Here is a 24195-nt window from a genome sequence, read left to right on the forward strand (position 1 = left end):
TCCGTCGGGCGGGCGCCCCGGACGGCGCCCGTGCGGCGCCTGACGCGTGCCGGACCGGGTACTGCGGCAGGATGGGAACCATGCCGAACCGACTGGCGCACGAGACGTCCCCCTACCTCCTTCAGCACGCCGACAACCCCGTGGACTGGTGGCCCTGGTCGGCGGAGGCCTTCGAGGAGGCCCGCAAGCGGAACGTGCCCGTGCTGCTCAGTGTCGGCTACAGCAGCTGTCACTGGTGTCACGTCATGGCACACGAGTCCTTCGAGGACCACGAGACCGCCGAGTACCTCAACGCGCACTACGTGAGCGTGAAGGTCGACCGCGAGGAGCGCCCGGACGTCGACGCGGTCTACATGGAGGCCGTGCAGGCGGCGACCGGCCAGGGCGGCTGGCCCATGACCGTCTTCCTCACCCCGGACGCCGAGCCGTTCTACTTCGGCACGTACTTCCCGCCCGCCCCGCGCCAGGGCATGCCGTCCTTCCGGCAGGTGCTCCAGGGCGTCCACCAGGCGTGGGAGGAGCGGCGGGACGAGGTCACCGAGGTCGCCGGGAAGATCGTCCGGGACCTGGCCGGGCGGGAGATCTCCTACGGCGACGCGCAGACGCCCGGCGAGCAGGAACTCGCGCAGGCGCTGCTCGCGCTCACCCGGGAGTACGACCCGCAGCGCGGCGGATTCGGCGGGGCGCCGAAGTTCCCGCCGTCCATGGTGCTGGAGTTCCTGCTGCGGCATCACGCCCGCACCGGTGCCGAGGGCGCCCTGCAGATGGCGCAGGACACCTGTGAGCGCATGGCCCGCGGCGGCATCTACGACCAGCTCGGCGGCGGCTTCTCCCGCTACTCGGTCGACCGCGACTGGATCGTGCCGCACTTCGAGAAGATGCTGTACGACAACGCGCTGCTGTGCCGGGTCTACGCCCACCTCTGGCGTGCCACCGGCTCGGAGCTCGCCCGCCGGGTCGCCCTGGAGACCGCCGACTTCATGGTGCGTGAACTGCGCACGGCCGAGGGCGGCTTCGCCTCCGCGCTGGACGCGGACAGCGACGACGGCACCGGCAAGCACGTCGAGGGCGCGTACTACGTCTGGACGCCGGAGCAACTGCGCGAGGTCCTCGGCGAGCAGGACGCCGAACTCGCCGCCCAGTACTTCGGCGTGACCGAGGAGGGCACCTTCGAGCACGGTCAGTCCGTCCTCCAACTGCCGCAGCAGGACGGCCTGTTCGACGCCGGGAAGATCGCCTCCATCCGGGAGCGGCTGCTGGCGGCGCGGGCCGGTCGTCCCGCTCCGGGCCGGGACGACAAGGTCGTCGCCGCCTGGAACGGGCTCGCGATCGCCGCGCTCGCCGAGACCGGCGCCTACTTCGACCGGCCCGACCTCGTCGAGGCCGCCCTCGCCGCCGCCGACCTCCTCGTCCGGCTGCACCTCGACGAGCAGGCCCGGCTCACCCGCACCAGCAAGGACGGTCACGCCGGCGCCAACGCGGGCGTGCTGGAGGACTACGGCGACGTGGCGGAGGGTTTCCTCGCGCTGGCGTCCGTCACCGGGGAGGGTGTCTGGCTGGAGTTCGCCGGGTTCCTGCTCGACCACGTCCTGGCGCGTTTCACCGACGAGGAGTCGGGCGCGATGTTCGACACGGCGGCCGACGCCGAGCGGCTGATCCGCCGCCCGCAGGACCCGACCGACAACGCCGCCCCGTCCGGCTGGAGCGCAGCGGCGGGCGCCTTGCTGAGCTACGCCGCGCACACCGGGTCGGAGCCCCACCGCACCGCCGCGGAGAAGGCCCTCGGCGTCGTCAAGGCGCTCGGTCCGCGCGTGCCGCGCTTCATCGGCTGGGGGCTCGCCGCCGCCGAGGCCGCGCTGGACGGGCCGCGCGAGGTCGCGATCGTGGGGCCGTCCCTCGAACAAGAAGGGACGAGGGCCCTGCACCGCACGGCACTTCTGGGTACCGCGCCGGGCGCGGTCGTCGCCGCCGGCGCCCCCGGGAGCGAGGAGTTTCCGCTGCTCGCGGACCGTCCGCTGGTCGGCGGTGAACCGACCGCGTACGTCTGCCGTAACTTCACATGTGACGCCCCGACGACCGAAGTTGAGAGGTTGCGGGCGACGTTGACCGACTGAAGTCGGGAATCAACGGAAACATGCTCTTTATCTGAACAGGCCCCAGGCTTCACAGTTCCCCCTTAATCTCTGCACAGTGCCGTGACGGATGAGGCAAGCCGTCACGGCGGGGGGTTCTGGGATCTGGGGGGATCTGTTTGCTGACGTCTGTCTTCATCGCTGCCGTTTCACTGGCCCTGTTCTGGATGGCGGCGTTCACCCTGTGGTGGCAGATGCACGCCTGGCGCACGCCGGAAGTGCTCGCCTCCACGCGGTTCAGCAGTCCGGACGGGGACGAGCACGTCTCGTTCTCGCTGCTGCTGCCCGCGCGGCACGAACAGGCGGTGCTCGACCACACGATCCAGCGGCTGCTGGAGTCGAGCCACACCGACTTCGAGATCATCGTGATCGTCGGACACGACGACCCGGAGACCACCGCCGTGGCCGAGCAGGCCGCGGCGCGTGATCCACGGGTCCGCGTCGTCGTCGACACGCACGAGAAGAAGAACAAGCCGAAGGCCATGAACACGGCGCTGCCACACTGCCGCGGTGACGTCGTCGGCGTGTTCGACGCGGAGGACCAGGTCCACCCCGAGCTCCTCGCGCACGTCGACCACGCCTTCCGCACCACCGGCGCGGACGTCGTCCAGGGCGGGGTGCAGCTGATCAACTTCCACTCCAGCTGGTACAGCCTGCGCAACTGCCTGGAGTACTTCTTCTGGTTCCGCTCGCGGCTTCACCTGCATGCGCAGAAAGGTTTCATCCCGCTCGGCGGCAACACCGTCTTCGTCCGCACCGGCGTCCTCAGGGACGCCGGCGGCTGGGACCCGGACTGCCTCGCCGAGGACTGCGACCTGGGCGTCAGGCTCTCCAGCGTCGGCAAGAAGGTCGTCGTCGCCTACGACTCCGACATGGTGACCCGGGAGGAGACCCCGGGCTCGCTGATGTCCCTGCTGAAGCAGCGCACCCGCTGGAACCAGGGGTTCCTGCAGGTGTACCGGAAGAAGGACTGGAAGCAACTGCCCACCCTCGGGCAGCGGCTGCTCGCCCGCTACACCCTGATGACCCCGTTCATGCAGGCCTTCACCGGCCTGATCATCCCGCTGAACGTGGCGATCGCGCTGTTCCTGGACGTGCCCGTCGGCATCGCCTTCATCACCTTCCTGCCGGCCGTCACCGCCCTGGTCACCTTCGTCTTCGAGATCGTCGGACTGCACGACTTCGGCAAGCAGTACGGGCTGCGCGTGCGGTTCGCGCACTACCTGAAGCTGGTCGTGGGCGGCCCCTTCTACCAGGTCCTGCTCGCCGGGGCGGCCGTCCGTGCCGTGTGGCGTGAGCAGCGCGGCCGCAACGACTGGGAGCTGACGAGCCATGTCGGCGCGCATCTCGACGAGACTGCCGTGACGCGGCAGGGCGTTCCCGTGACCCGAGAGGACGTTCCCGCGTGACCTCCACCCTTCCCGCGGTGACCACAGCGAAGGTCCCCGCGCAGCGCCGACCTGTGCCCGGCACCGGTGCGCACCGGCGAGCGGAGCCGCCGAAACGGCTGCGCTCCTCCCGGCCCGACCTGCTCCTGTGCGGTGTCCTCCTCGTGGCGATCCTCGTCGTGCAGGGCTGGAACATCGCCGACTACCCGGCCCTCAGCGACGACGAGGGCACCTACCTCGCCCAGGCCTGGTCGGTGCAGCAGGGCGACGGCCTCGCCCACTACACCTACTGGTACGACCACCCGCCGCTGGGCTGGATCCAGATCGCCGTGCTGACCTGGATCCCCGCGCTGATCAGCCCCGAGTCGATGACGGTGGGCACCATGCGCGCCACGATGCTGGTGATCAGCGGCATCAGCGCGGTCCTCGTCTACGTCCTGGGCCGCCGCCTCGCCCTGCCCCGCTGGGCGGCCGCGCTCGGCATGGTGTTCTTCGGCCTCTCGCCGCTGTCGGTCGTCCTCCAGCGGGAGATCTTCCTCGACAACCTCGCGGTGATGTGGACGCTGCTGGCCTTCACCCTGGCCGCCTCCCCGAGCCGCCACCTCTGGCACCACTTCGGCGCCGGGATGGCGGCCGCCACGGCCGTCCTCACCAAAGAGACGATGCTCATCGTCCTGCCCGCCCTGTTCCTCACCATGTGGCGGCACAGTCACAAGGACACCCGCAAGTTCGCCCTCACCGGAGCCGTCACGGCCTGCGCCCTGATCGGCTTCGCGTATCCGCTGTTCGCCCTGCTCAAGGGCGAGCTGCTGCCGGGCGCCGGGCACGTCTCCCTCTGGGACGGCGTCAAGTACCAGATGACCAGGCCCGGTTCGGGCTTCATCCTGGACCAGGGCTCCGGCTCCTGGGGCGTGCTCCAGTCGTGGCTGTACTACGACAAGATCCTGCCCCTCGGCGGCCTCGCGGGCGCCCTGCTGCTCCTCGTCACCTGGCGCTGGTCGGTCACCGCCCGCGCCCTGGCCGGACCGGCCCTCGCCGTCGCGATCTTCGCCGCGCTGGCCCTGCGCCCCAACGGCTACCTGCCCGCGATGTACGTCATCCAGGCCCTGCCGTTCCTCGCCCTCGTCCTCGCCGGAGGAACCGCCTCCGTCGCCCACGCGGTGCTGAGCCGCTGGCGCTCCGAAGCGGAGAAACGATACGTCAGCGTGGGCCGGTACGCGCTCGCGACGGTCCTCGCCCTCGCCGCCGGCGCCTACGTCCTACCGCACTGGTACGACGGCGCCCGCACCGCCGTCACCACCGACGCCAACGCCCCCTACAAGGCCGCCTCCAAGTGGCTGGCCACCGAGGTCGAGAACCCGGAGCGCACCCGCGTGCTGGTCGACGACGCCCTCTGGCTCGACCTCGTGCACCAGGGCTACCGGCCGGGGCTCGGCGTCATCTGGTTCTACAAGGCCGACCTCGACCCGGCGGTGACGAAGACGATGCCGCGGGGCTGGAAGGACCTCGACTACGTCGTCGCCTCGCCGACCGTGCGGCGGGACGCGGCCGACCTGCCCAACGTCAAGGCCGCCATGGAGCACTCGGCCCCGGTCGCCACCTTCGGCACCGGTCCGGACCGTATCGAGATACGCCAGATCCAGACCACCGCCGGAGGCACGCGATGAGCCAGGAGTCCACCGTCCCCGGAGAGGTCGTCGAGACCGCCGAGATCCCCGAACCGGGCGCCGTCACCATCGTCGTACCGACGTTCAACGAGTCGGCGAACGTACGGCAGCTGCTCCGCCAGATCACCGAGGCCGTACCGGCCCGGCTGCCCTGCGAGGTCGTCTTCGTGGACGACTCCACCGACGACACGCCCGAGGTCATCGAGAAGGTGGCGCAGGACTGTCCCTTCCCGGTGACCGTGCTGCACCGTCAGGAGCCGGTGGGCGGGCTCGGGGGCGCGGTCGTCGAGGGACTGAAGGCGGCCACGTCCGACTGGATCGTCGTCATGGACGGTGACTGCCAGCACCCGCCGTCCCTCGTGCCCGACCTGGTCGCCACCGGTGAGCGGGCGAACGCCGGGCTGGTCGTCGCCTCCCGGTACATCAAGGGCGGCAGCCGGGCCGGGCTCGCGGGCAGCTACCGCGTGGCCGTCTCACGCGGGGCGACCTGGCTGACCAAGGCGCTGTTCCCGCGCCGGCTGCACGGCATCAGCGACCCGATGAGCGGCTTCTTCGCGATCCGCCGCAGCGCGGTCACGGCCGACGTCCTCCAGCCGCTCGGCTACAAGATCCTCCTCGAACTCGCCGTCCGCAGCCGCCCCCGCACGGTCACCGAGGTGCCCTTCGTCTTCCAGGACCGGTTCGCCGGGGAGTCCAAGTCGACCGCGCAGGAGGGCCTGCGGTTCCTGCGCCACCTGGCCGGGCTGCGCGCCGCCTCGCCGGTCGCGCGCATGGTCGGCTTCGGCCTGATCGGGCTCACCGGCTTCGTACCGAACCTGCTGGGCCTGTGGGCGCTGACCGCCGCCGGCATGCACTACGTACCGGCGGAGATCCTCGCCAACCAGCTCGGCGTCGCCTGGAACTTCGTGCTCATCGAGCACCTGCTGTTCCGCGAGCGGCGCCGGCACCGGCGCTGGTGGGACCGGGCCGGGCGGTTCGCGCTGCTCGCCAACGCCGATCTGGCGCTGCGCATCCCGCTGATCGCCCTGTTCGTGCACCAGCTGCACCTGGGCGTGCTGTCCGCCACCGCGCTCGCGCTGGTGACGACGTTCGTCCTGCGCTTCGCGGCCACCGAAGCGCTGGTCTACCTGCCGCGCCGGGGCCCTGAGAAGCCCGTGCGCGAGAGCCGCACCGCGAGGAGAGCCGCGTGAACAAGTACCTGGACAAGTACCGGAGAAGAACCGCACTCGTCGGCGTGGGCGCACTCACGGCCGGCCTCATGCTGACTGCGCCCCAGCCCGCCTCCGCCGCCAACCTCATCAGGAACCCCGGCTTCGAGACCGCAGGCGCCGGCGACATGCCGTACTGCTGGGAGAAGTCCGGCTGGGGCGACAACGACTTCACCTTCACCACCACCAACGACGCGCACACCGGCGGCAAGGCCATGAAGGTCGAGCTGACCCGCCGAGCCGACGGCGACCGCAAGGCGCTGATCACCGAGTCCGCCGAGTGCGCGCCGGTGGTGACGCCGGGCAAGCAGTACGACCTCGGCCTCTGGTACAAGACGACCACGCCCGACGCCTCGGTCACCCTCTTCCGGCACGACAAGACGGCCGGCTGGCAGTACTGGACGGACCTCAAGACGCTGGACCTGGCGAACGACTGGACCGAGGCCACGGTCCGCACCCCCGAGGTCCCGGCCGGCACCGACCGCATCTCCTGGGGCGTCTCCGTCTACGGCACCGGCTCCGCCACCACCGACGACTACCGGATGGACCAGGTCCCCGACCCGGTCCTGCCGCCGAAGTGCACCGGCACGGCCGAGCAGTGCGCGAACGGCAAGTGGGACGTGCTGCCCACGAAGAACCCGGTCCGTTCCATGCACTCCGTCGTCCTCAACAACGGCAAGGTGCTGTTCATCGCGGGCTCCGGCAACGACGAGTCGATGTTCAAGGCGGGCACGTTCACCTCCGCGGTCTACGACCCGGCGAACGGTTCCTACAAGGTCGTCCCCACGCCGAAGGACATGTTCTGCGCCGGCCATGTGCAGCTCCAGGACGGGCGCGTGCTGGTGATGAGCGGCAACAAGGGCTATCCCACGGCGGACGGCCGCGTCGGCTACCAGGGCTACAAGGACTCGTACATCTTCGACCCGGAGACCGAGACCTACACCAAGACCAACGACATGAACGACGGCCACTGGTACCCGTCGGCCACGATCCTCGGCAACGGTGACGTCATCTCCTTCGGCGGCCTGAAGGAGGACTCCACCGGCTCGGTCACCGCAGAGCTGTTCTCCGAGGCCGAGCAGCGGTGGCAGCCGCTGTGGAAGGTCAACCAGACCTGGTCCTACTGGGGCCTGTACCCGTCGATGATCCTCATGCAGGACGGCCGCCTCTTCTACTCGGGCAGCCACGTCTTCGGCAACAACATCCCCGGCACCGGCTCGGCGATCTACGACTACGGCGCCAACACCACCACCCAGGTGCCGGGTCTGCAGAAGAAGGACGAGCGCGACCAGTCGGCCAGCGTGCTGCTGCCCCCGGCGCAGGACCAGAAGGTCCTCACCCTCGGCGGAGGCAACATCGACTCCAACCCGGAGGCGAACCGCCTGACCGACATCATCGACCTCAAGCAGCCGAACCCGTCCTACGTGGCCGGGCCGCCGATCCCGCAGGGCACGGTCGACCTCGGCAACGGACCCGTCCCGCAGACCGGGAACCAGGGCAAGATGTACCTCTCCGCCGTGCTCCTGCCCGACGGCAAGGTGCTGGAGACGGGCGGCGCGCTGCACAACCGCGCCAACCCGGTCTACGAGACGTCGATCTTCGACCCGGAGTCGGAGACCTTCGACCCGGTGGCCGTCGACCCCGAGGCGCGCGGCTACCACTCCTCGGCGTTCCTGCTCCCCGACGGCCGCGTGATGACCACCGGCGACAACCCGGGCAACGGCTCCTGGAACCACGACGTGTCGGTCTACAGCCCGCCCTACCTGTTCAAGGGACCGCGACCGGCGATCACCTCGGTGATCGACACCGAGTGGAACTACGGCGACACCCAGCGGATCACCGTCGACCGGCCCATCGCCAAGGCCGAGCTGATCCGCCCGGCCGCCGTCACGCACTCCTCCGACCCGAACCAGCGGTTCGTGGACCTGCCGCTGTCCGTCGACGGCAACAACGTCGACCTGAACGTGACGAGCAATCCCAACCTGGCCCCGCCCGGCTGGTACATGCTCTTCGCGGTCGACGCGAACGGGGTGCCGTCGGTGGCGAAGTGGGTGCACCTGAAGGGCCCGCAGGCCCTCAAGGCGACGGACGCCTCGGCGCACGTCCACGACTTCGCGGACGCGCCGGAGGGCAAGGTCGCGGGACCCGGCAAGAAGCGCACGTCGCAGAAGGTCAGCCCGACGATCTCCGGCTGCGACCGCCACTACGGCTCGGCCAACGTCTGCGTGCCGACCGACTTCCCGGCGGAGGTGAAGAAGACGACGGCGTCCCGCTGCGCATGGCTCAAGGCGAACGACTACGGCCGCCTGAAGGTCAACGGCAAGGACGACCCACTGGGCCTGGACCCGAACGGCGACGGAATTGCCTGCGGCAAGAGGGACCTGACCAGGCGTTGAAACCGCCCTCAGAGGGGCGCCCCTTCAGGGGCGCGGGGAACTGCGCGACCAGCCACAACGGTCCCGCAGTTCCCCACGGCGCTCACCACTCAACGGCGCTCGGAGCGAAGCGCCATCGCCCGCTCCACGATCGCTTCCAGCTGCTCGTGATGCGCGCCCTTCCAGTACGCCCGCCCGCACTGGGTGCATTGCGCGAACACGTCGTACGTCGCATGCGTCCCGTGCTTCAGCTGGTCGGCGACCTCGTCCTTGGTCGCCTTGCGCAGCAGCCCGTTGCAGGCCGTGCACCGCGTCCAGGGCCGCAGTTCGGGCTGGAACCGGTCCAGGACGTCCCGAAGCTGCTCCTCCGGCCGGGTGCTGTACACGAACGCCCCCGCCCACAGTTCGCGCCTCCGCAGCAACCCCCGGTCGCGGCTCAGCATGACCCGCTGTTCCGCCGCCGAACGAGCGGCCAGCGCCGGGTCGCCGATGTCGGTCGACTCGTACGCCGTGTCCACACCGAGCAGCCGCAGCCGGCGGGCCAGTGTGCCGAGGTGTACGTCGAGGAGGAACCGCAGGGGCGCGCCCGGCACCCGCTGGGGGCGGGCGACGGTCCGTACGGTCACGGACTCGCCGGCCGCGGGGACGTGCGAGACGGGCACTTCGCGGCCGTCCACGACCAGGGCGCCCACCTCGGTCAGCGGCACACCCAGCGACTCGACGACATGGCCCAGGCTGGAGGCGCCGTCCGTGGTGGCCCGCAGGGTGCCCGACCGCCGGGCCTGGGGGACGAACACGTGCAGCTCGGGGGCGAACTCGACGTGGATCTCGGGACCGTTCACCCGGTCAGGATGTCACGGGGGGCTCGGCAGCGGCCTGCCGTTTCGGCAGGTCCTTGAGGGTGTCGAGGGTGCGGTCGACCAGTTCCGGCAGGTCGTCGCGGAAGTCCCGTTCGACCCAGTAGATCATCGCCTCCAGCAGGGCGCCCATCAGGCCCATCGCGTAGACGCGCACTTCGAGCTCGTCCTGGTCGCGGCCGGCGCGTTCCGCCAGCGCCCGGCACAGCAGGCGGCCGGTGACGGACATGCTCTCCATCATCCGCGCGCGCAGCGCGGGGACCTCGACCATCAGCCGGACGCGAAGGATCATCTCGTCCTGTTCGACGGCAGAGCTGTCGGCGATGGCCGCGGTCAGTCCTTGGCGGATCGACCAGCGCAACGACTCCAGGACCGGTTCGTCCTGGGGCCGTGCCCGCAGCAGGTCCTCCACCAAGGGGTCGTACTCGTCCGTCAGGACGATGTCCTCCTTGGTGGGGAAGTAGCGGAAGACCGTGCTCGGCGAGACCTCGGCGCGCTCCGCGATCTGCTCGACCGTGGTGGCCTCGTACCCCTGTTCCTTGATCAAGGCGTACGTGGCGTCCCTGATCGCGATCCGGGTCTTGATCTTCTTGCGCTCCCGCAGGCTCAGATGCCGCGCGGCCTCGGGAACAGGGGTCCGTGCCGTGGTCATACGGCTCATTGTCGGTCATCCGCCTCCAGCCGGGCCACGGCCGGGGCGGAGGCCGGCTCGGCCCGCGGGTCGGGCAGCAGCAGCGCCGTCAGCGCCGCCGTCACCAGGGCCGCGATTCCGCAGACCACGAGGACTGCGGACATGCCGTCCACATACGCGGCGTCGGCGGAGCGGGCCAGCGCCGGAAGCCCCAGCTGCTCGGCCACGGCGTGGGCGCCGCTGAGCGAGTCGCGTGCCGCGTCCGCCGCCCGCGGGGGTAGTCCGGCGGTGTCGAGCCGGTCGTCGTAGGCGCCCGCGACGAGGCTGCCGAGCAGCGCGATCCCGAGGGCGCCGCCCACCTGGCGCAGCGTCATCAGCAGTCCGGAGCCGCTGCCCGCCTCCTCGGCGGGGATGCCGCCGAGCGCCGCGTCCATCGCGGGCACCATCGCCAGGCCGAAGCCCAGACCCGCGATCGTCAGCCACAGGGCGGTGAAGCCGTAGCCGGAGCCGGGCTCCGTGCGGGAGCCGAGCAGCGCGGCGAAGCACAGCACCACCAGGCCCGTGGTGATCACCGAGCGCGGTCCCATGCGCTGCGCCAGCAGAGTGCTCAGCCGCGCGGAGACCATCAACCCGCCCATCATCGGCAGCAGTCGCAGCCCGGTGCCGAAGGCGTCGCTGCCACCGACCTCCTGCAGGTACGTGGGCAGCATGAACAGCAGCCCGGAGAAGACGAACGTGCCGAGCGTCGCCGCCAGGCTGTTGAACAGGAACCCCCTGCGGCCGAGCAGTTTCAGGTCCAGCATGGGCCGCACCGCGCGGCGTTCCCGGGCGACGAGGGCGGCGAGCAGCACGGCGGACACCGCGAACGAGCCGAGCACCGGGCCGCTGCCCCAGCCGCGCTCGGGCGCCTCGATGATGCCGAAGACCAGGGCGCTGAGCCCCAGCGCGCTGGAGGCGGTCGACAGGGCGTCCACCCGGGGCGAGGAGGGGTCCCGGGACTCGGGCAGCAGGAGCAGACAGGCGGCGATGCCGAGCGCGGCCATGGGGATGTTGATCAGGAAGATCGAGCCCCACCAGTAGTGGTCGAGCAGCAGCCCGCCCACCAGCGGACCCAGCGGCATCCCCGCGGCCATGGACGCGGTGACGGCGGCGACGGCCTTGCCGCGCTCCTCCTCGCCGAACATCGACGGCAGCACGGACATGCCGAGCGGAATCACCAGCGCGGCGCCGAGCCCCATCAGGGAGCGTGCCGCGATCACCAGCTCCGGGGTGTCGGCCACCGTACCGGCCAGCGACCCGGCGAGGAACACCGCCAGGCCCGTGACCAGCATCCGGCGGCGCCCGAACCGGTCGCCGAGCAGCCCGGCGGGCAGCATCAGCGCCGCGAACACGACGACGTAGGAGTCCACGATCCACTGCAGCTCACCAGTGCTCGCGTCCAGCTGCGCGGCCATCGTCGGCAGCGCCACGTTGAGGATCGTCAGATCGAAACCGAGCGTGAGCATGCTCGCGACCAGGGCGCCGAGCGCCCACCAGCGGCGGGGGTCCCGGTGCCCGGAGCCCTGCTGAGTGACAGTAGCCATGAAATGAGAGTTACTCTCAAAAGAGTCACACTGTCAATGTCTGAAGGCATGAAAAAGGGCCACGGCTCGGAAAGCCGTGGCCCTGGGCTGCGCGGCAGCTGTCAGCCGTGCTGGTACGCCACCAGCGAGATCCCCACGTAGTGCGCGATGAAGGCCGCCAGGGTGAGGGAGTGGAACACCTCGTGGAAGCCGAACCAGCGCGGTGACGGGTTGGGCCGCTTGATCCCGTAGATCACGCCGCCCGCGCTGTAGAGCACACCGCCGACGATGACCAGGACGAGGACGGCGATGCCGCCGGTCCGCATGAAGTCCGGCAGGTAGAAGACGGCCGCCCAGCCCATCGCGATGTAGCACGGCGTGTACAGCCAGCGCGGGGCGCCGACCCAGAAGACGCGGAAGAGGATGCCGGCCGCCGCCGCGGCCCAGATGCCCCACAGCAGCCACTCGCCCTTGGCGCCGGGCAGCAGCAGCATGGCCAGCGGTGTGTAGGTGCCCGCGATGATCAGGAAGATGTTGGCGTGATCCAGACGGCGCAGCACGCCGTCCATGCGCGGACTCCAGTTGCCGCGGTGATACAGCGCGCTCACGCCGAACAGCAGGCACGCCGTCAGGGCGAAGATCCCGCAGGCGATGCGCCCTCTGGTCGAGTCGGCGAGGGCGGTCAGTACCAGGCCCGCGACGAGGACGGCCGGGAACATACCGAGGTGGAGCCAGCCGCGCAGCTTGGGCTTGACCGGGTGCGGCAGAGAGAGCGCCGTGGGACCACGGCCGTCGGCCGGCGTGTCCGAAGGCGCGTCGGGGGCGAACGCAGTCATGGCCGAATGGTAGCTACGGAACCGTAAGTGACCTATCAGTCGGGTCGATTGGCCGATGAAGAGTGGCCATCCTCTCACCGTGGCCGAACGATGGTTACGCAAACGGACGGTCAGGTGAACCCAACGTGCATGTAAAGGGGTGCGAGAAACCGTGGCGATCCTCACGTTGCTCACCTGTGCGCTCCTCTGGACAGATGGGCGCGAGCGTCGGATGATCAAATGAGTGCGGTCGGCACCGGATGAGCGCCAAGTTTCACCGTGAAGCATCCGGGTCGCAGCCCCCACGGGGCCTCCACATCAAAAAAATCCCTCATTTAGGAGCAATCGTGGCGCGCGACATCGCGGCTCCCACCGTCCCCACCACCCACCAGGGCCTGATCTCGTGGGTCAACGAGATCGCCGAGCTGACGCAGCCGGACAACGTGGTCTGGTGTGACGGGTCCGAGGCCGAGTACGAGCGACTGTGCGGGGAGCTCGTCCAGAAGGGCACCTTCCGGAAACTCGACCCGATCAAGCGCCCCCACTCCTACTACGCGGCCTCCGACCCCACCGACGTCGCCCGCGTGGAGGACCGGACGTTCATCTGCTCCGAGAAGGAGGCGGACGCGGGCCCGACCAACCACTGGAAGGCCCCCGCCGAGATGCGGGAGATCTTCCAGGGCTCCGGGGGCCAGGGCGGCCTGTTCCGCGGCTCGATGCGCGGCCGGACCATGTACGTGGTGCCGTTCTGCATGGGCCCGCTCGGCTCGCCGCTGTCCGCGCTCGGTGTCGAGATCACCGACTCGGCGTACGTCGCCGTCTCCATGCGCACGATGACCCGCATGGGCCAGGCGGTCCTGGACGAGCTCGGCTCCGACGGCTTCTTCGTCAAGGCCGTGCACACCCTGGGCGCCCCGCTGGAGCCCGGCCAGGAGGACGTCCCCTGGCCCTGCAACACGACCAAGTACATCTCGCACTTCCCCGAGGACCGCGAGATCTGGTCCTACGGCTCCGGCTACGGCGGCAACGCCCTGCTCGGCAAGAAGTGCTACGCCCTGCGCATCGCCTCCGTGATGGCCCGGGACGAGGGCTGGCTGGCCGAGCACATGCTCGTGCTGAAGCTGACCCCGCCGCGCGGCGAGGCCAAGTACGTCGCCGCCGCCTTCCCGAGCGCCTGCGGCAAGACCAACCTCGCCATGCTGGAGCCGACCATCCCCGGTTGGACGGTCGAGACCATCGGCGACGACATCGCCTGGATGCGCTTCGGCGAGGACGGCCGGCTGTACGCCATCAACCCCGAGGCGGGCTTCTTCGGTGTCGCGCCCGGCACCGGCGAGCACACCAACGCCAACGCGATGAAGACGCTGTGGGGCAACGCGGTCTTCACCAACGTCGCGCTGACGGACGACGGCGACGTCTGGTGGGAGGGCATGACAGAGGAGCCGCCCGCCCACCTCACCGACTGGAAGGGCAACGACTGGACGCCCGAGTCGCAGACGCCGGCCGCGCACCCGAACGCCCGCTTCACCGTCCCCGCCGCCCAGTGCCCGATCATCGCGCCGGAGTGGGAGGACCCCAAGGGCGTGCCGATCTCGGCGATCCTCTTCGGCGGCCGCCGCGCCACCGCCGTACCGCTGGTGACGGAGTCCTTCGACTGGAACCACGGCGTCTTCCTCGGCGCCAACGTGGCCTCCGAGAAGACCGCCGCCGCCGAGGGCAAGGTCGGCGAACTGCGCCGCGACCCCTTCGCGATGCTGCCGTTCTGCGGCTACAACATGGGCGACTACATGGCCCACTGGATCGACGTGGCCAAGGACAAGGACCAGTCCAAGCTGCCGAAGATCTACTACGTCAACTGGTTCCGCAAGGACGACGAGGGCAAGTTCGTCTGGCCCGGCTTCGGTGAGAACTCCCGCGTCCTGAAGTGGATCGTGGAGCGCCTGGAGGGCAAGGCGGAGGGCGTCGAGACCCCGATCGGCGTCCTGCCGGCCAAGGACGCCCTCGACACGAACGGCCTGGAACTGGCCGACTCCGACCTGGACTTCCTGCTCACCGTCGACAAGGAGGTCTGGCGCGAGGAGGCCGCCCTGGTCCCCGAGCACCTCAACACCTTCGGCGAGCACACGCCCAAGGAGCTGTGGGACGAGTACCGCGCGCTGGTGCAGCGCCTGGGCTGATCCCACCCCCTGTACTCCGCGGCCGGCTGGAACCGACAGTGCCCTGACCAGCAACATCGTCACGGCCGGCCGCGGAACCGACTGGCGGGGCCCGCACAACGGCGTGCGGGGTTCCGGGCCCGTCGCCGCCCTCCGTCCGCCCCGACGGAACCCTGCGGCGAAAGACCCACTCCCGCCCGCTTCGGCGCGGCCCGCCCCGCGGGCTCACGAACGTGCCGATGAATGACCGAGCGCTCCGGCCGACGGGATACGTCGACCGGGGCGCTCGGGCGTCGCGTGGGAGCGCATCGCGGAACTGGCGCGGCGCCGCCGGATCGTTCCCCAGATCCTTCCGTGGAACTGCGGGGGGCAGCGGTCTGGCGCAAGAGCACCTACAGCAACGGCGACGGCGGCAACTGCGTCGAAGTCTGCGACGCCCACACTGCCGTCGTCCCCGTCCGTGACTCCAAGGTCCCCCACGGCCCGGTCCTCACCATCACGGCCCCGGCCTGGACGTCCTTCGTCACGTCCCTCAAGTCGGTACGTGTCGCCTGACCGCCACGTGGCACAGTGACGCTCGGCTGGGACACCCCAGCCGAGCGCCTGCTGTGTCTACGGTTTCACCGGGTCGCCGTTCCCGATGGCCAGCCACCACACTCCGTCGTCGCGGGTGAGGTCGAGCGTCTGGCTGCTGTCGTTCCCGAAGCGGAGTTCGACACTGGCCAGACCCGGTGTGACAGGGTCCGCGACCACGGCCTTCACCGGACGGCCGGCCTGGGCGCCGAACTTGGAGATCAGACTCCGCGCGGCGGCCTCCCTGCCCGTGTACCACGGAGCACCGATGTCAGCCAGGTCCTCGGCGTCACCGTCCTGGAGGCGCTGGACGTACACCTTGAGAACCAGTTCGGCCTCATGGGCGACCTCCTCGGCCTCGGGATAGGTCGACGTGGCGGCTCTGACCGTCAGGTGCACCTCAGGGGTGTCCCGCAAGGCGTACGGTGCCTCATCGCGCTGTGACCACCAGACCAGGGCGCCCACGACCACGCAGAGAGCGACGACCACGGCGATGAGCCACCGCGCTTTCGCAGTCCGGGGCATCAGTACCACTCCGGAATGACTCGGTGGATGTTCGCCCACGTTCCCCTCTGACTGTTGATGTAGGTGTCGAGCCGCTGGTTCAGGCGGTTGTTGTTGTGGGCGCTCACGTAGGCCTTGCCGTTCTTCATCTTCGTGATGACGCCCGCGTGGTCCCAGCCGCCCTTGCCGCCCCAGTTGAAGAAGACCACGTCACCGACCTTGGCCTCTTTCTGCTTCGACTCGGTGTTCACGATGCCGGCGCTGTGCTTGGAGAGGAAGGTCTCCATCTTGTCGGCGACGGTCCACGTGTGGGACCACAGATAGTAGAACCCGCCCCCGGAGTGCGCTGGCGACGAGTGCTTCGTGCGCCACCAGTTGTTGGTGCTCTTCCTGTCCTTGCCCACGCCCTTCATGCGCATGCCGCCGCCGTGATACAGCGCCTTGGACACGAAGTTGGTGCAGTCCTGGCTGTACTCGTGCCGGTCGTTCCAGTGCTTCTTCGCCCACTCGGACGTGCCGCTGCGGCTGATGCTGCCGAAGGCTTCGTACTGCGCCGTTCCCAGGCCGAGTGCGGCTGGGCTGTCGGGGACCTGCCGTGTGAGCGCGGTGGGCGAGATGTCGCTCTCCACGCTGCCGTACGTCACGGTTCCGAGGGCGTCGTCCCCCTTGGACAGGCGCTGCTCGTACTGCTGCGCGTTGAGCTTGCTGCGCAGTACGGGCGCGTCCTGCCCGGAGAAGGTGTAGAGGAGGGCCGTCTCGTTGGTCTCCGGTTCCTCGGGGCTGTCGGCGAGCGTCCGCTGCTCGTTCACGGTGGCCCGGACGGCCACCGATCCGTCGGAGGAGGGCATGACCAGGACATCCGACAAGGTCGACGTCATGGCCGTGTAGACGAGGCCGTCCGCCCCCAGGGACCTACGGGTGTCGAGCAGCCAGAACTCCTCGGCCTTCAGCAACCAGGAGTACTTCGAGGCATGCGGCTTGTCCTGCGTCGCGGCACCGGCTGTGCTGTGCGCACCGGTGGTCAGAGCGGCGACGGCGGCAAGGTACTCGTCGAGCGCCGCGGTGTAGGTGGCGGTGCTCAGCAGGGCCTTCACCGGCGTGGCGGCATCGCTGGTGACGGTGGTGCTGGTGCCGTACGGGCTCGATGCCTTGACCCGGAACGTGTAGGGAGCGTCGTTGCTGAGGCCGGTGATCACGGCGTCGGTGCCGCTCGTGCTGCGTGTGGCCGCCACGCCACCGGAGGAGTCGATCGCGGACACCTCGTAGGTGAGCTCCGTGTCGTTGTAACCGCTGTCCTGGCTCGGGTTCCACGTCACCAGTGCGCCCTGGTCACCGGGCTGGGCCCGCAGATCCCTGGGCGGTGACGGTGCCGTGGCCGGCCCGTACTCGATGGTGAGTGCGGCCGAGGTGAAGCTGATGCCTGCCGTGTCGGCCGCGCCTTGCGCCCTGCGCAGGACGAGGCCGTGGTTGGCGTTGGCGCCGTCGGTCCACCCGGTGACCAGGCCGGTGACGTCGATCTTCCAGGGTGCGGTGGCATCCAGATTGACGCCTGGGGCGGTGGCGCTGTCCAGCTCCGCTCCGGTCCCACCGGTGGCCCAGGCCGCGTTGAGCGCGTGCACCGCGAGGTCCGGTGCGGTCGCGGTCGACTGCAGTTGCAGCGTGGCATCGGTGATGCGGGCCCCGGCCGGGATCTTCGACAGATCGGCCTTCAGATGGCTTCGCCAGTTCTTGCCGGAGACGTTGCCGACCTTCAGTGCCGTTGCCGTCTGGCCGACGCAGTCGGCTGTGTCGGTGCAGACCGTGGCCTTGGTGAGCGGAACACTCACCGACATGGACGGGGCCGTCTCGGCTGGCGACGTGGCGGAACCCGCGGAAATCGCCGACTTCTCCGACCACGCGGAGCACTTGCCCTCGAAACAGGCCCTCATCGACCAGTCGAAAGGCCCTGACGAGGTGAGCTTGTCGGCGGGGATCTGGAAGCCGGCCCGTTCGCCGTTGGGCACGATCTGACTGCCCAGGAGCTGGGTTCCACCCGCGTTGCCGAGCCGGAACTGCGCTTCGATCATGCCGCCGTTGGGTGAACTGACGACACCGGTCACCACAGGGGAAGCGGTGTCGGTCGCCCCGGCCTGGAGCTGCCTGGGCAGGTCGGCGGGCTGTACGGCGCTCGCGTCGACGAGGAACGTCGTCCAGCCGGACCACGCCGACGTGTCGATACCGTCACTGGTGCGTGCCCGCACTCTCAGATGGCTGCCGTCCGGCACCGCGGAGGCGGTCGGTATCTGCGTCGTGGCCGTGGTGCCCGGCGTGAACTCCACCGTCTTCCCCGTCCACGTGTACGTGGTGTCGGCGTGCGCGGGGTCAGGCTGGACCTGGAACTCGGTGGTCAGCGCAGAGCCCGCGTCGCTGTCGTCGACCTTCGCCTGAAGGGTCGGCGTAAGTGAACCGATCGTCAACGGGGTCTCTGCCTTGCGCGGGGTCACACCCAGCTGCGCGGGCACGGCCGGGGCCGCGTTGTAGGTGACGATCAGCGAGGGCTCCGTCGCGGAGTCGTGCGAGCCGTCGACGTAGTTGGCGGACCGGTAGCGCCGCCAGGTGAGCGGATCGGTCTCGTCGACGGCCGCCAGACGGACTCCGTAGTCGGGCTGACCGTCCGCCCACGCCTGGACGATGCCCGCGACGTCCCACGACACATGACCGGCCGGGCAGCTCGCGCTGTAGCCCTTCGCCGCCTTCGACACCGGGGCCGCCGTGGTCGTGGTGCTCGGCTGGGCCGACCAGGAGATCGCCGAGGGATCCCAGTCGGAAGTCACCCGCCGGACCTGGACTCCGGCGTTCTCCGTCGAACAGGTCGACGACCAGTGGGAGAACAGGCGCAGATCGGCGTCGAGGATCCGCTTGCCACTGAATCGGTCCGTATTGAACTTGAGGTAGGAGCGCGCCTTCTCCTTCCCGTCGTACGTGCCGGCCTTGAGCTCGGTGGAGCCCCGCTGTGACGACGGATACGCCGCGTCCTGCACCCAGGTGTCCGTGAGCGGGCCGAGCAGGGTGTTGGTCGGGTCCACTGTCACCGGATACTGCAAGCCCGGATCCTCGAGAAACGACTTGGCCGGCTTGAGCACCAGAGTCTGCTGGTTACCGCTGGCCTCGACCGACACGGCGACATCGGACACGTCTTCCGGTTCACGTGAACCAGCGTGTTCCTCCGCTCCCCACATGACGGGAACGGGTGCGGTGGCCACGTCTCTGCCGTCCTTGCCCTCCCAGAGCAGACGCTCGTCACTGGTCTGACGGAGCTTCACGCCCTCGGTCGACACGGGGATGCGCAGCTCCACCTGTTCGGTCGGCCGCTCCTTGAGCACGAGGAGGTGCGAGAAACCTTCCGGCAGCGCGGACACCACCAGGTCGGCGCCCGGCTGGACGTTCTCGTAGGTCGCGGTGTTGCCCCGGAGGACTGGCTCGGGAAGCTCACCTTCCCAGCCGATGCCCAGGCTCTGACTGCCCTCACTCACCTGGGCGAGCCGGCCGGAACCCCCGGCGGAGATGCTGATGTCCGCCGCGGCCTGCTTGGGCTGGACGACGCCGTCACGCAGCACGAGCGTGGTGTCCACGTCGCGCCAGGCGCCCTTCTCGTCCTTGACCCTGATCGGGCCGGTGGACGACTCCTCGGTCACCGAACCGTCGGGGTTGACGTAGACGGTCGAACTCTCCGTGCGCAGGGCGGGCACTTCCACCCTCTTGCCGAGAGCCGCGGCCCGGACGCGAGCCGCACCGACCGCCGCGTCGTCGCTGGCGGCCCCCGTCGCCGTCAGCGATGTGTCAGCGGATCCCGTGGCACCGGCGGGATGTGCCGGTGCGCCCAGCCCCGCGGCCAGCATGCCCGCAAGCAGGCATGCGCTGACCCCGAGAGTTCTTGAACTCCCGGGTCTGAAAGGTTTCTTCACTTTTCCCCCATCAAACTCACAGAAAGAAGGCGAATCTTCACAGGAGGATTCCGGGCTGTCCAGGCAGTGAGAGAAACCGCACAGTGAAGCTCTTCGGGGCCTCACAGGAGACGGCGACCGGGGGTACTGGACACCGGCCTGTGTCGGGCCGAGGCATCGTCCCGGTCGTGCCGGCACGTGGTGTGCGCCGGAAGCGCCGTCGTCCGGCAGCCCGGGGCAAAGTCGCCACCCGGGCGACAGTAGGGGGTTGGGGGAATCGCATCGCGGTCCCGACAGGCGTGAGGGCCGTCGGTACGGGTGCCCGACGGCCCTCACGGAGGGTCAGTGGCGCCCGGTCCGCGCGTCGCTGCGGGTGCGCGCGGACCGGGGCCGTCAAGGGGAGCCCGGCAGGGCTCAGCGGGACGCGAGTTCGCGGGGCTCCAGGGCCGCCGTGTGGGCGTCCATGCGCTCGGCGGCCAGGATCGCGGCCGCCGTGTCGGCGCGGGAGGCGGCGACGACCAGCGCGCGGCCCGCCAGCGCGTGCGCCCGCCGGTGCAGGGCCGTCACGCCGCGCTCGCGCCGGGTGCCGCTCATCGGTGCGCGGACCGGCGTACGTCCTCCCCGCAGCCGGCTCACCTGCTCCGCGAGCCGCTCCGCCGCGGTGTCCAGGTCGGTCGAGCTCTTCGCTGCCCGCAGCTCGTCCGTGACGGCGAGCAGGGCGGCGAGATGGCCCGCGAGCTGGATGTCCAGCTCTTCCTCGCGGGAGCGGTGGGGAAAGTCGGGGGCGGGGCCGTCCACCGTGCTGTGGACCGACTTGGTGCGGATCGGTTCGTACATGGAAGGCCTCCTGTGTGCTTACAGGAAGCCATCCTAGCTTAGATTTCGTCTAAAGTTGAGTTGTTCGCAATTCCGGACTGGCCGTACACGTACCGTGAGCGAGGTGTCCGGTCAGGCCTGGCTGTAGCCGTCCAGGAAGTGCCCGATCCGGCCCACCGCGTCCCGCAGGTCGCCGACCGTCGGCAGGGTAACCACGCGGAAGTGGTCCGGCTCCGGCCAGTTGAAGCCGGTGCCCTGGACGACCATGATCTTCTCGCGCCGGAGCAGGTCCAGGACCATCCGCCGGTCGTCCTTGATCTTGAAGACCTTGGGATCCAGGCGCGGGAAGAGATACAGCGCCCCCTTCGGCTTCACGCACGTCACGCCCGGGATCTGGGTCAGCAGCTCGTAGGCGACGTCCCGCTGCTCGCGCAGCCGGCCGCCCGGCAGCACCAGGTCGTTGATCGTCTGGCGTCCGCTGAGCGCCGCGACGACGCCGTGCTGTCCCGGCATGTTCGCGCACAGGCGCATGTTCGCCAGGATCGTCAGGCCCTCGATGTAGGAGTCGGCGTGCGCGCGGGGCCCGGAGATCGACATCCAGCCGACCCGGTAGCCGGCCACCCGGTACGCCTTCGACATGCCGTTGAAGGTGAGGGTCAGCAGGTCGGGGGCGACGGCGGCGGTCGGGGTGTGCGCGGCACCGTCGTAGAGGATCTTGTCGTAGATCTCGTCCGAGCAGATCAGCAGGTTGTGGCGGCGGGCGATGTCGGTGAGCCCCTTGATCATCGCCTCGTCGTAGACGGCCCCGGTCGGGTTGTTGGGGTTGATGATCACGAGCGCCTTGGTGCGGTCGGTGACCTTGCGCTCGATGTCGGCCAGGTCCGGCATCCAGTCGGCCTGCTCGTCGCACCGGTAGTGCACGGCGGTGCCGCCGGACAGGGAGACGGCGGCGGTCCACAGCGGATAGTCCGGGGCGGGCACGAGCACCTCGTCCCCGTCGTCCAGCAGGCCCTGCATCGCCATGACGATCAGCTCGGAGACGCCGTTGCCGATGAAGACGTGCTCGACGTCGGTCTCGATGCCGAGGGTCTGGTTGTGCATGACGACCGCGCGGCGGGCGGCCAGCAGGCCCTTGGCGTCTCCGTACCCATGTGCGGAGGACACGTTCCGGAGGATGTCCTCCAGGATCTCGGGCGGACACTCGAAGCCGAACGCGGCCGGGTTGCCGGTGTTCAGCTTGAGGATGCGGTGACCGGCGGCTTCCAGCCGCATCGCCTCCTCGAGCACCGGGCCCCGGATCTCGTAACAGACGTTGGCGAGCTTGGTCGACTGGATCACCTGCATGTCTGGGAGCTTACGGCGCGGTAATGCGCCACGGGTCGTGTTTTCCGCCACGTGAGACGCGTCGCTTTGGGTGGATATCGCCGCGCGCTGTCCCACCAGCACCTTCGGTGCCTAGAATGCGCCGCCATGTCCAGGCCATCCGAGTACGCCGACGGAGCGACGGGCGGCGCCCCCCAGGGGCCGCCGAACGTGTACCTGCCGCAGGCCGACCCGCCACCGCCCTACGACGCGTACGCCGATCCGGCGGCGGCGCACGGTTGGCAGGACGTGTACGACCCCATGGACGGCCAGGACGCCGCGCGCGGCACCGGCGAGACGCGGGACATGGGCGACACGCGCGAGCTGCCGCCGGTGCCGGGGCCGGTGCACGGCCCTGCCGGTGGGGGCCGCCACTCCCGCCGGAGACGGGCGCCGTGGCGTGCCCGCCGGGTGGCGGTCGCCGTCGGGGCCGTGGGCGCCGTGTCGGCGGTCGCGCTGATCGCCGGTCTCGGCTTCTCCGACGGGCCCTCCGGCGGGGCGCGCGAGGGCGGTGCGGACCATGGCGGGGGCGGCCGGACGGGATCGTCGGCGGGGGAGTCGCCGACGGCGCCCTCCAGCGGTGGCGGCCGGACACCGACCCCCGCGACCCCGCTCGTCGGCGCCCCGGAGGATCCTGACGAGCCGTCCGGCGCCGCGTCCGCGAGCCCATCCACGGAGGGGGACCCCACCCCGTCCGAGCCTGGGCCGGACACCGAGAGTCCCTCGGCCGGCATCTCCACGGACAGCACCCCGACCACGTCCGCTCCCGCCGCCACCGCCACGCCCCCCGGCCGGGCCGACGGAAAGCCCAGGCACGGTCCCGGCGGCACGAAGGGCCCCAAGTAGTCGGTCTCCACGGCCCTGTCACCACCGCTCTGGTCCCGCGCTCCTGTCCGCCGAAGCCGCCGGCTTGACGTTCACGCCGACGTGAACGTCGAGGGTGGCGCCATGAATCGTTCGGAACACGACGCCGGCCGTCCCGCACACAGCGGATCGGCGTGGGCGCTGACCATCCTGACCTTGTGCGCGTTCACGCTCGGGACCGGCGAGATCATGATCGCCGGAATACTGCCGGACCTCGCGGCGGCTGCCGACATCTCGTTGTCCACCGCCGGCCTGCTCGTCAGCATGTTTGCGCTGACCGTGGTCGTGGGAGGCCCGGTACTGGCTCTGACCACGACGACCGCGCGCCGCAGCCGATTGTTGGGCGTGCTGCTGCCGCTGTTCGTGCTGGGCACTGCCCTGTCCGCGCTGACCTCGTCGTTCGCCGTCATGACCATCGGGAGGATCGCGGCCGCCCTCGCACACTCGGCTCTGATGCCGCTGTTCTTCGGCCTCGCAGCCGACGCGGTGCCCGCCCACAAGCGCGGCACCGCGGTGGCCCGGGTGTCCCTGGGGCTCAGCCTCGCCATGCTCCTGGGCCTGCCGATCGGGACGGCGCTGGGCCAGTGGCTCTCCTGGCGGGCCCCCTTCGCCGCCGTAGCCCTGCTCGCCCTCGCCGCCACCGGTCCGGTGCTCACCCTGGCCAAGAGGACGCCTGCCGCCGAGGAGCCCGGCGCAGCGGCGAACCGCACCGCGGAGATCCGCGTGCTCGCCGAACGCCGGGTCCAGGCAGTCGTCGTGGTCACCACGCTGACCGCCGCCGCCGCATTCACCGCCTACACCTACATCACGCCGCTGCTCACCGGCGCCGTGGGCTTCACTCCTTCCAGCGTGACGATCCTGCTGCTGCTCTTCGGGATCGGCGGCACGGTCGGCAACCTCCTCGGCGGCAAGCTCACCGACCGGTCCGTGACCGGGGCAGCGTGCCTGGCCGTGGCGGCGCTCGCAGGCTCCTTGCTGCTCCTGGGAACGACGGTCACCGTCAAGCCGCTCGCCGTACTGTTCCTCTTCCTCTTCGGCGCCGCCTACTACGCCGTCATCCCGGCGGTGAACACCCGCATGCTGAACGTGGCTTCGCGCCGGGCACGGACTCTGGCCCTGACCGTGCAGAGCTCCGCGTTCAACCTGGGCATCGCCGCGGGCGGCTGGGCGGGCGGAGAAGCCATCGCCGGCGGCGCGGACCTGAGCCGGCTTCCTCTCCTCGGCGGGCTGATCGCAGTCCTGGCACTGGTCATCGTCTGTGCCGAACACCGGGCCGGCCGACGAGGGGAAGCACTCGGTGACACCGAGCAGGACGCCCCGCGGCGCCGCGTCGGCAGCGCTCACCCCCCGGTTTGACCTTCA

17 protein-coding genes are annotated in these 24195 nt (G+C 70.1%); 9 read left to right on the plus strand and 8 right to left on the minus strand.

The genetic code is table 11. The features are described 5' to 3' along the window. Positions 1 to 80: 80 nt before the first annotated feature. The 5 genes from ACZ3I3_RS11775 (at position 81) to ACZ3I3_RS11795 (ending at position 8791) form a co-directional block, all read left to right on the plus strand. Positions 81 to 2114 carry a thioredoxin domain-containing protein gene (locus tag ACZ3I3_RS11775; RefSeq protein ID WP_467364320.1) on the plus strand — a complete coding sequence of 678 codons (2034 nt, stop codon included), beginning with the start codon at positions 81 to 83 and terminating at the stop codon, positions 2112 to 2114. A 137-nt stretch (positions 2115 to 2251) separates the two neighbouring features. Next, complete coding sequence (locus tag ACZ3I3_RS11780; RefSeq protein WP_467364321.1) at positions 2252 to 3541, plus strand: glycosyltransferase; 1290 nt, start codon at positions 2252 to 2254, stop codon at positions 3539 to 3541. Further along, positions 3538 to 5187: an ArnT family glycosyltransferase gene (locus ACZ3I3_RS11785; protein WP_467364322.1), complete on the plus strand. Its 1650-nt coding sequence runs from the start codon at positions 3538 to 3540 to the stop codon at positions 5185 to 5187. The genes ACZ3I3_RS11780 and ACZ3I3_RS11785 overlap by 4 nt, the downstream gene beginning before the upstream one ends. Then, the gene (locus tag ACZ3I3_RS11790; protein ID WP_467364323.1) at positions 5184 to 6377 is read left to right on the plus strand and encodes a glycosyltransferase; all 1194 of its coding nucleotides are present in this window, start codon (positions 5184 to 5186) and stop codon (positions 6375 to 6377) included. Before ACZ3I3_RS11785 ends, ACZ3I3_RS11790 begins: the two co-directional genes overlap by 4 nt. A 68-nt stretch (positions 6378 to 6445) precedes the next feature. Next, the gene (locus tag ACZ3I3_RS11795) at positions 6446 to 8791 is read left to right on the plus strand and encodes a galactose oxidase-like domain-containing protein (protein ID WP_467364546.1); all 2346 of its coding nucleotides are present in this window, start codon (positions 6446 to 6448) and stop codon (positions 8789 to 8791) included. 89 nt (positions 8792 to 8880) lie between these two features. On the opposite strand, the gene ACZ3I3_RS11800 is transcribed toward ACZ3I3_RS11795, so the two are convergent. From ACZ3I3_RS11800 to trhA, 4 genes are all read right to left on the minus strand, one after another. Next, positions 8881 to 9612, minus strand: coding sequence for a Mut7-C RNAse domain-containing protein (locus ACZ3I3_RS11800; protein ID WP_467364324.1), 732 nt, complete (start codon positions 9610 to 9612; stop codon positions 8881 to 8883). Positions 9613 to 9616: 4 nt separating this feature from the next. Next, positions 9617 to 10279, minus strand: coding sequence for a TetR/AcrR family transcriptional regulator (locus tag ACZ3I3_RS11805; protein WP_467364325.1), 663 nt, complete (start codon positions 10277 to 10279; stop codon positions 9617 to 9619). A gap of 5 nt (positions 10280 to 10284) precedes the next feature. Continuing rightward, complete coding sequence (locus ACZ3I3_RS11810) at positions 10285 to 11841, minus strand: MFS transporter (protein ID WP_467364326.1); 1557 nt, start codon at positions 11839 to 11841, stop codon at positions 10285 to 10287. Positions 11842 to 11942: 101 nt separating this feature from the next. Then, entirely contained in the window at positions 11943 to 12656 is a 714-nt protein-coding gene (gene trhA / locus ACZ3I3_RS11815) for a PAQR family membrane homeostasis protein TrhA (RefSeq protein ID WP_467364327.1), read from the minus strand. A gap of 326 nt (positions 12657 to 12982) precedes the next feature. Between trhA and ACZ3I3_RS11820 the strand changes: the two genes are divergently transcribed. After that, on the plus strand, positions 12983 to 14812 hold the full coding sequence (locus ACZ3I3_RS11820; RefSeq protein WP_467364328.1) for a phosphoenolpyruvate carboxykinase (GTP): 1830 nt from the start codon (positions 12983 to 12985) through the stop codon (positions 14810 to 14812). A gap of 333 nt (positions 14813 to 15145) precedes the next feature. After that, positions 15146 to 15346, plus strand: a complete 201-nt coding sequence (locus ACZ3I3_RS11825) for a DUF397 domain-containing protein (RefSeq protein ID WP_467364329.1) — start codon at positions 15146 to 15148, stop codon at positions 15344 to 15346. 57 nt (positions 15347 to 15403) lie between these two features. Here ACZ3I3_RS11825 and ACZ3I3_RS11830 read toward each other — a convergent pair whose 3' ends face one another. From ACZ3I3_RS11830 to ACZ3I3_RS11845, 4 genes are all read right to left on the minus strand, one after another. After that, positions 15404 to 15889 (minus strand): hypothetical protein, encoded by a 486-nt coding sequence (locus tag ACZ3I3_RS11830; RefSeq protein ID WP_467364330.1) that lies wholly within the window; start codon positions 15887 to 15889, stop codon positions 15404 to 15406. Then, entirely contained in the window at positions 15889 to 19746 is a 3858-nt protein-coding gene (locus tag ACZ3I3_RS11835; protein ID WP_467364331.1) for a DNRLRE domain-containing protein, read from the minus strand. The genes ACZ3I3_RS11830 and ACZ3I3_RS11835 overlap by 1 nt, the downstream gene beginning before the upstream one ends. 459 nt (positions 19747 to 20205) lie before the next feature. After that, positions 20206 to 20628, minus strand: coding sequence for an SCO4983 family protein (locus tag ACZ3I3_RS11840; protein ID WP_467364332.1), 423 nt, complete (start codon positions 20626 to 20628; stop codon positions 20206 to 20208). A 111-nt stretch (positions 20629 to 20739) separates the two neighbouring features. Further along, positions 20740 to 21951 carry a pyridoxal phosphate-dependent aminotransferase gene (locus ACZ3I3_RS11845; RefSeq protein WP_356927985.1) on the minus strand — a complete coding sequence of 404 codons (1212 nt, stop codon included), beginning with the start codon at positions 21949 to 21951 and terminating at the stop codon, positions 20740 to 20742. Positions 21952 to 22077: 126 nt separating this feature from the next. Between ACZ3I3_RS11845 and ACZ3I3_RS11850 the strand changes: the two genes are divergently transcribed. Continuing rightward, positions 22078 to 22815, plus strand: coding sequence for a hypothetical protein (locus tag ACZ3I3_RS11850; RefSeq protein ID WP_467364333.1), 738 nt, complete (start codon positions 22078 to 22080; stop codon positions 22813 to 22815). A gap of 102 nt (positions 22816 to 22917) precedes the next feature. Next, complete coding sequence (locus tag ACZ3I3_RS11855) at positions 22918 to 24189, plus strand: MFS transporter (protein WP_467364334.1); 1272 nt, start codon at positions 22918 to 22920, stop codon at positions 24187 to 24189. Positions 24190 to 24195: the final 6 nt, after the last annotated feature.

This window comes from Streptomyces sp. NPDC016851 (assembly GCF_055562795.1).

What these genes read in the sequence shown, in the direction of transcription:
- ACZ3I3_RS11775 (WP_467364320.1), top strand. Translation starts at nt 81, where the DNA reads ATGCCGAACCGACTGGCGCACGAGACGTCCCCCTACCTCCTTCAGCAC.
- ACZ3I3_RS11790 (WP_467364323.1), top strand. Translation starts at nt 5,184, where the DNA reads ATGAGCCAGGAGTCCACCGTCCCCGGAGAGGTCGTCGAGACCGCCGAG.
- ACZ3I3_RS11795 (WP_467364546.1), top strand. Translation starts at nt 6,446, where the DNA reads ATGCTGACTGCGCCCCAGCCCGCCTCCGCCGCCAACCTCATCAGGAAC.
- ACZ3I3_RS11805 (WP_467364325.1), bottom strand. Translation starts at nt 10,279, where the DNA reads ATGACCACGGCACGGACCCCTGTTCCCGAGGCCGCGCGGCATCTGAGC.
- ACZ3I3_RS11810 (WP_467364326.1), bottom strand. Translation starts at nt 11,841, where the DNA reads ATGGCTACTGTCACTCAGCAGGGCTCCGGGCACCGGGACCCCCGCCGC.
- trhA (WP_467364327.1), bottom strand. Translation starts at nt 12,656, where the DNA reads ATGACTGCGTTCGCCCCCGACGCGCCTTCGGACACGCCGGCCGACGGC.
- ACZ3I3_RS11830 (WP_467364330.1), bottom strand. Translation starts at nt 15,889, where the DNA reads ATGCCCCGGACTGCGAAAGCGCGGTGGCTCATCGCCGTGGTCGTCGCT.
- ACZ3I3_RS11835 (WP_467364331.1), bottom strand. Translation starts at nt 19,746, where the DNA reads ATGCTGGCCGCGGGGCTGGGCGCACCGGCACATCCCGCCGGTGCCACG.
- ACZ3I3_RS11840 (WP_467364332.1), bottom strand. Translation starts at nt 20,628, where the DNA reads ATGTACGAACCGATCCGCACCAAGTCGGTCCACAGCACGGTGGACGGC.
- ACZ3I3_RS11845 (WP_356927985.1), bottom strand. Translation starts at nt 21,951, where the DNA reads ATGCAGGTGATCCAGTCGACCAAGCTCGCCAACGTCTGTTACGAGATC.
- ACZ3I3_RS11850 (WP_467364333.1), top strand. Translation starts at nt 22,078, where the DNA reads ATGTCCAGGCCATCCGAGTACGCCGACGGAGCGACGGGCGGCGCCCCC.
- ACZ3I3_RS11855 (WP_467364334.1), top strand. Translation starts at nt 22,918, where the DNA reads ATGAATCGTTCGGAACACGACGCCGGCCGTCCCGCACACAGCGGATCG.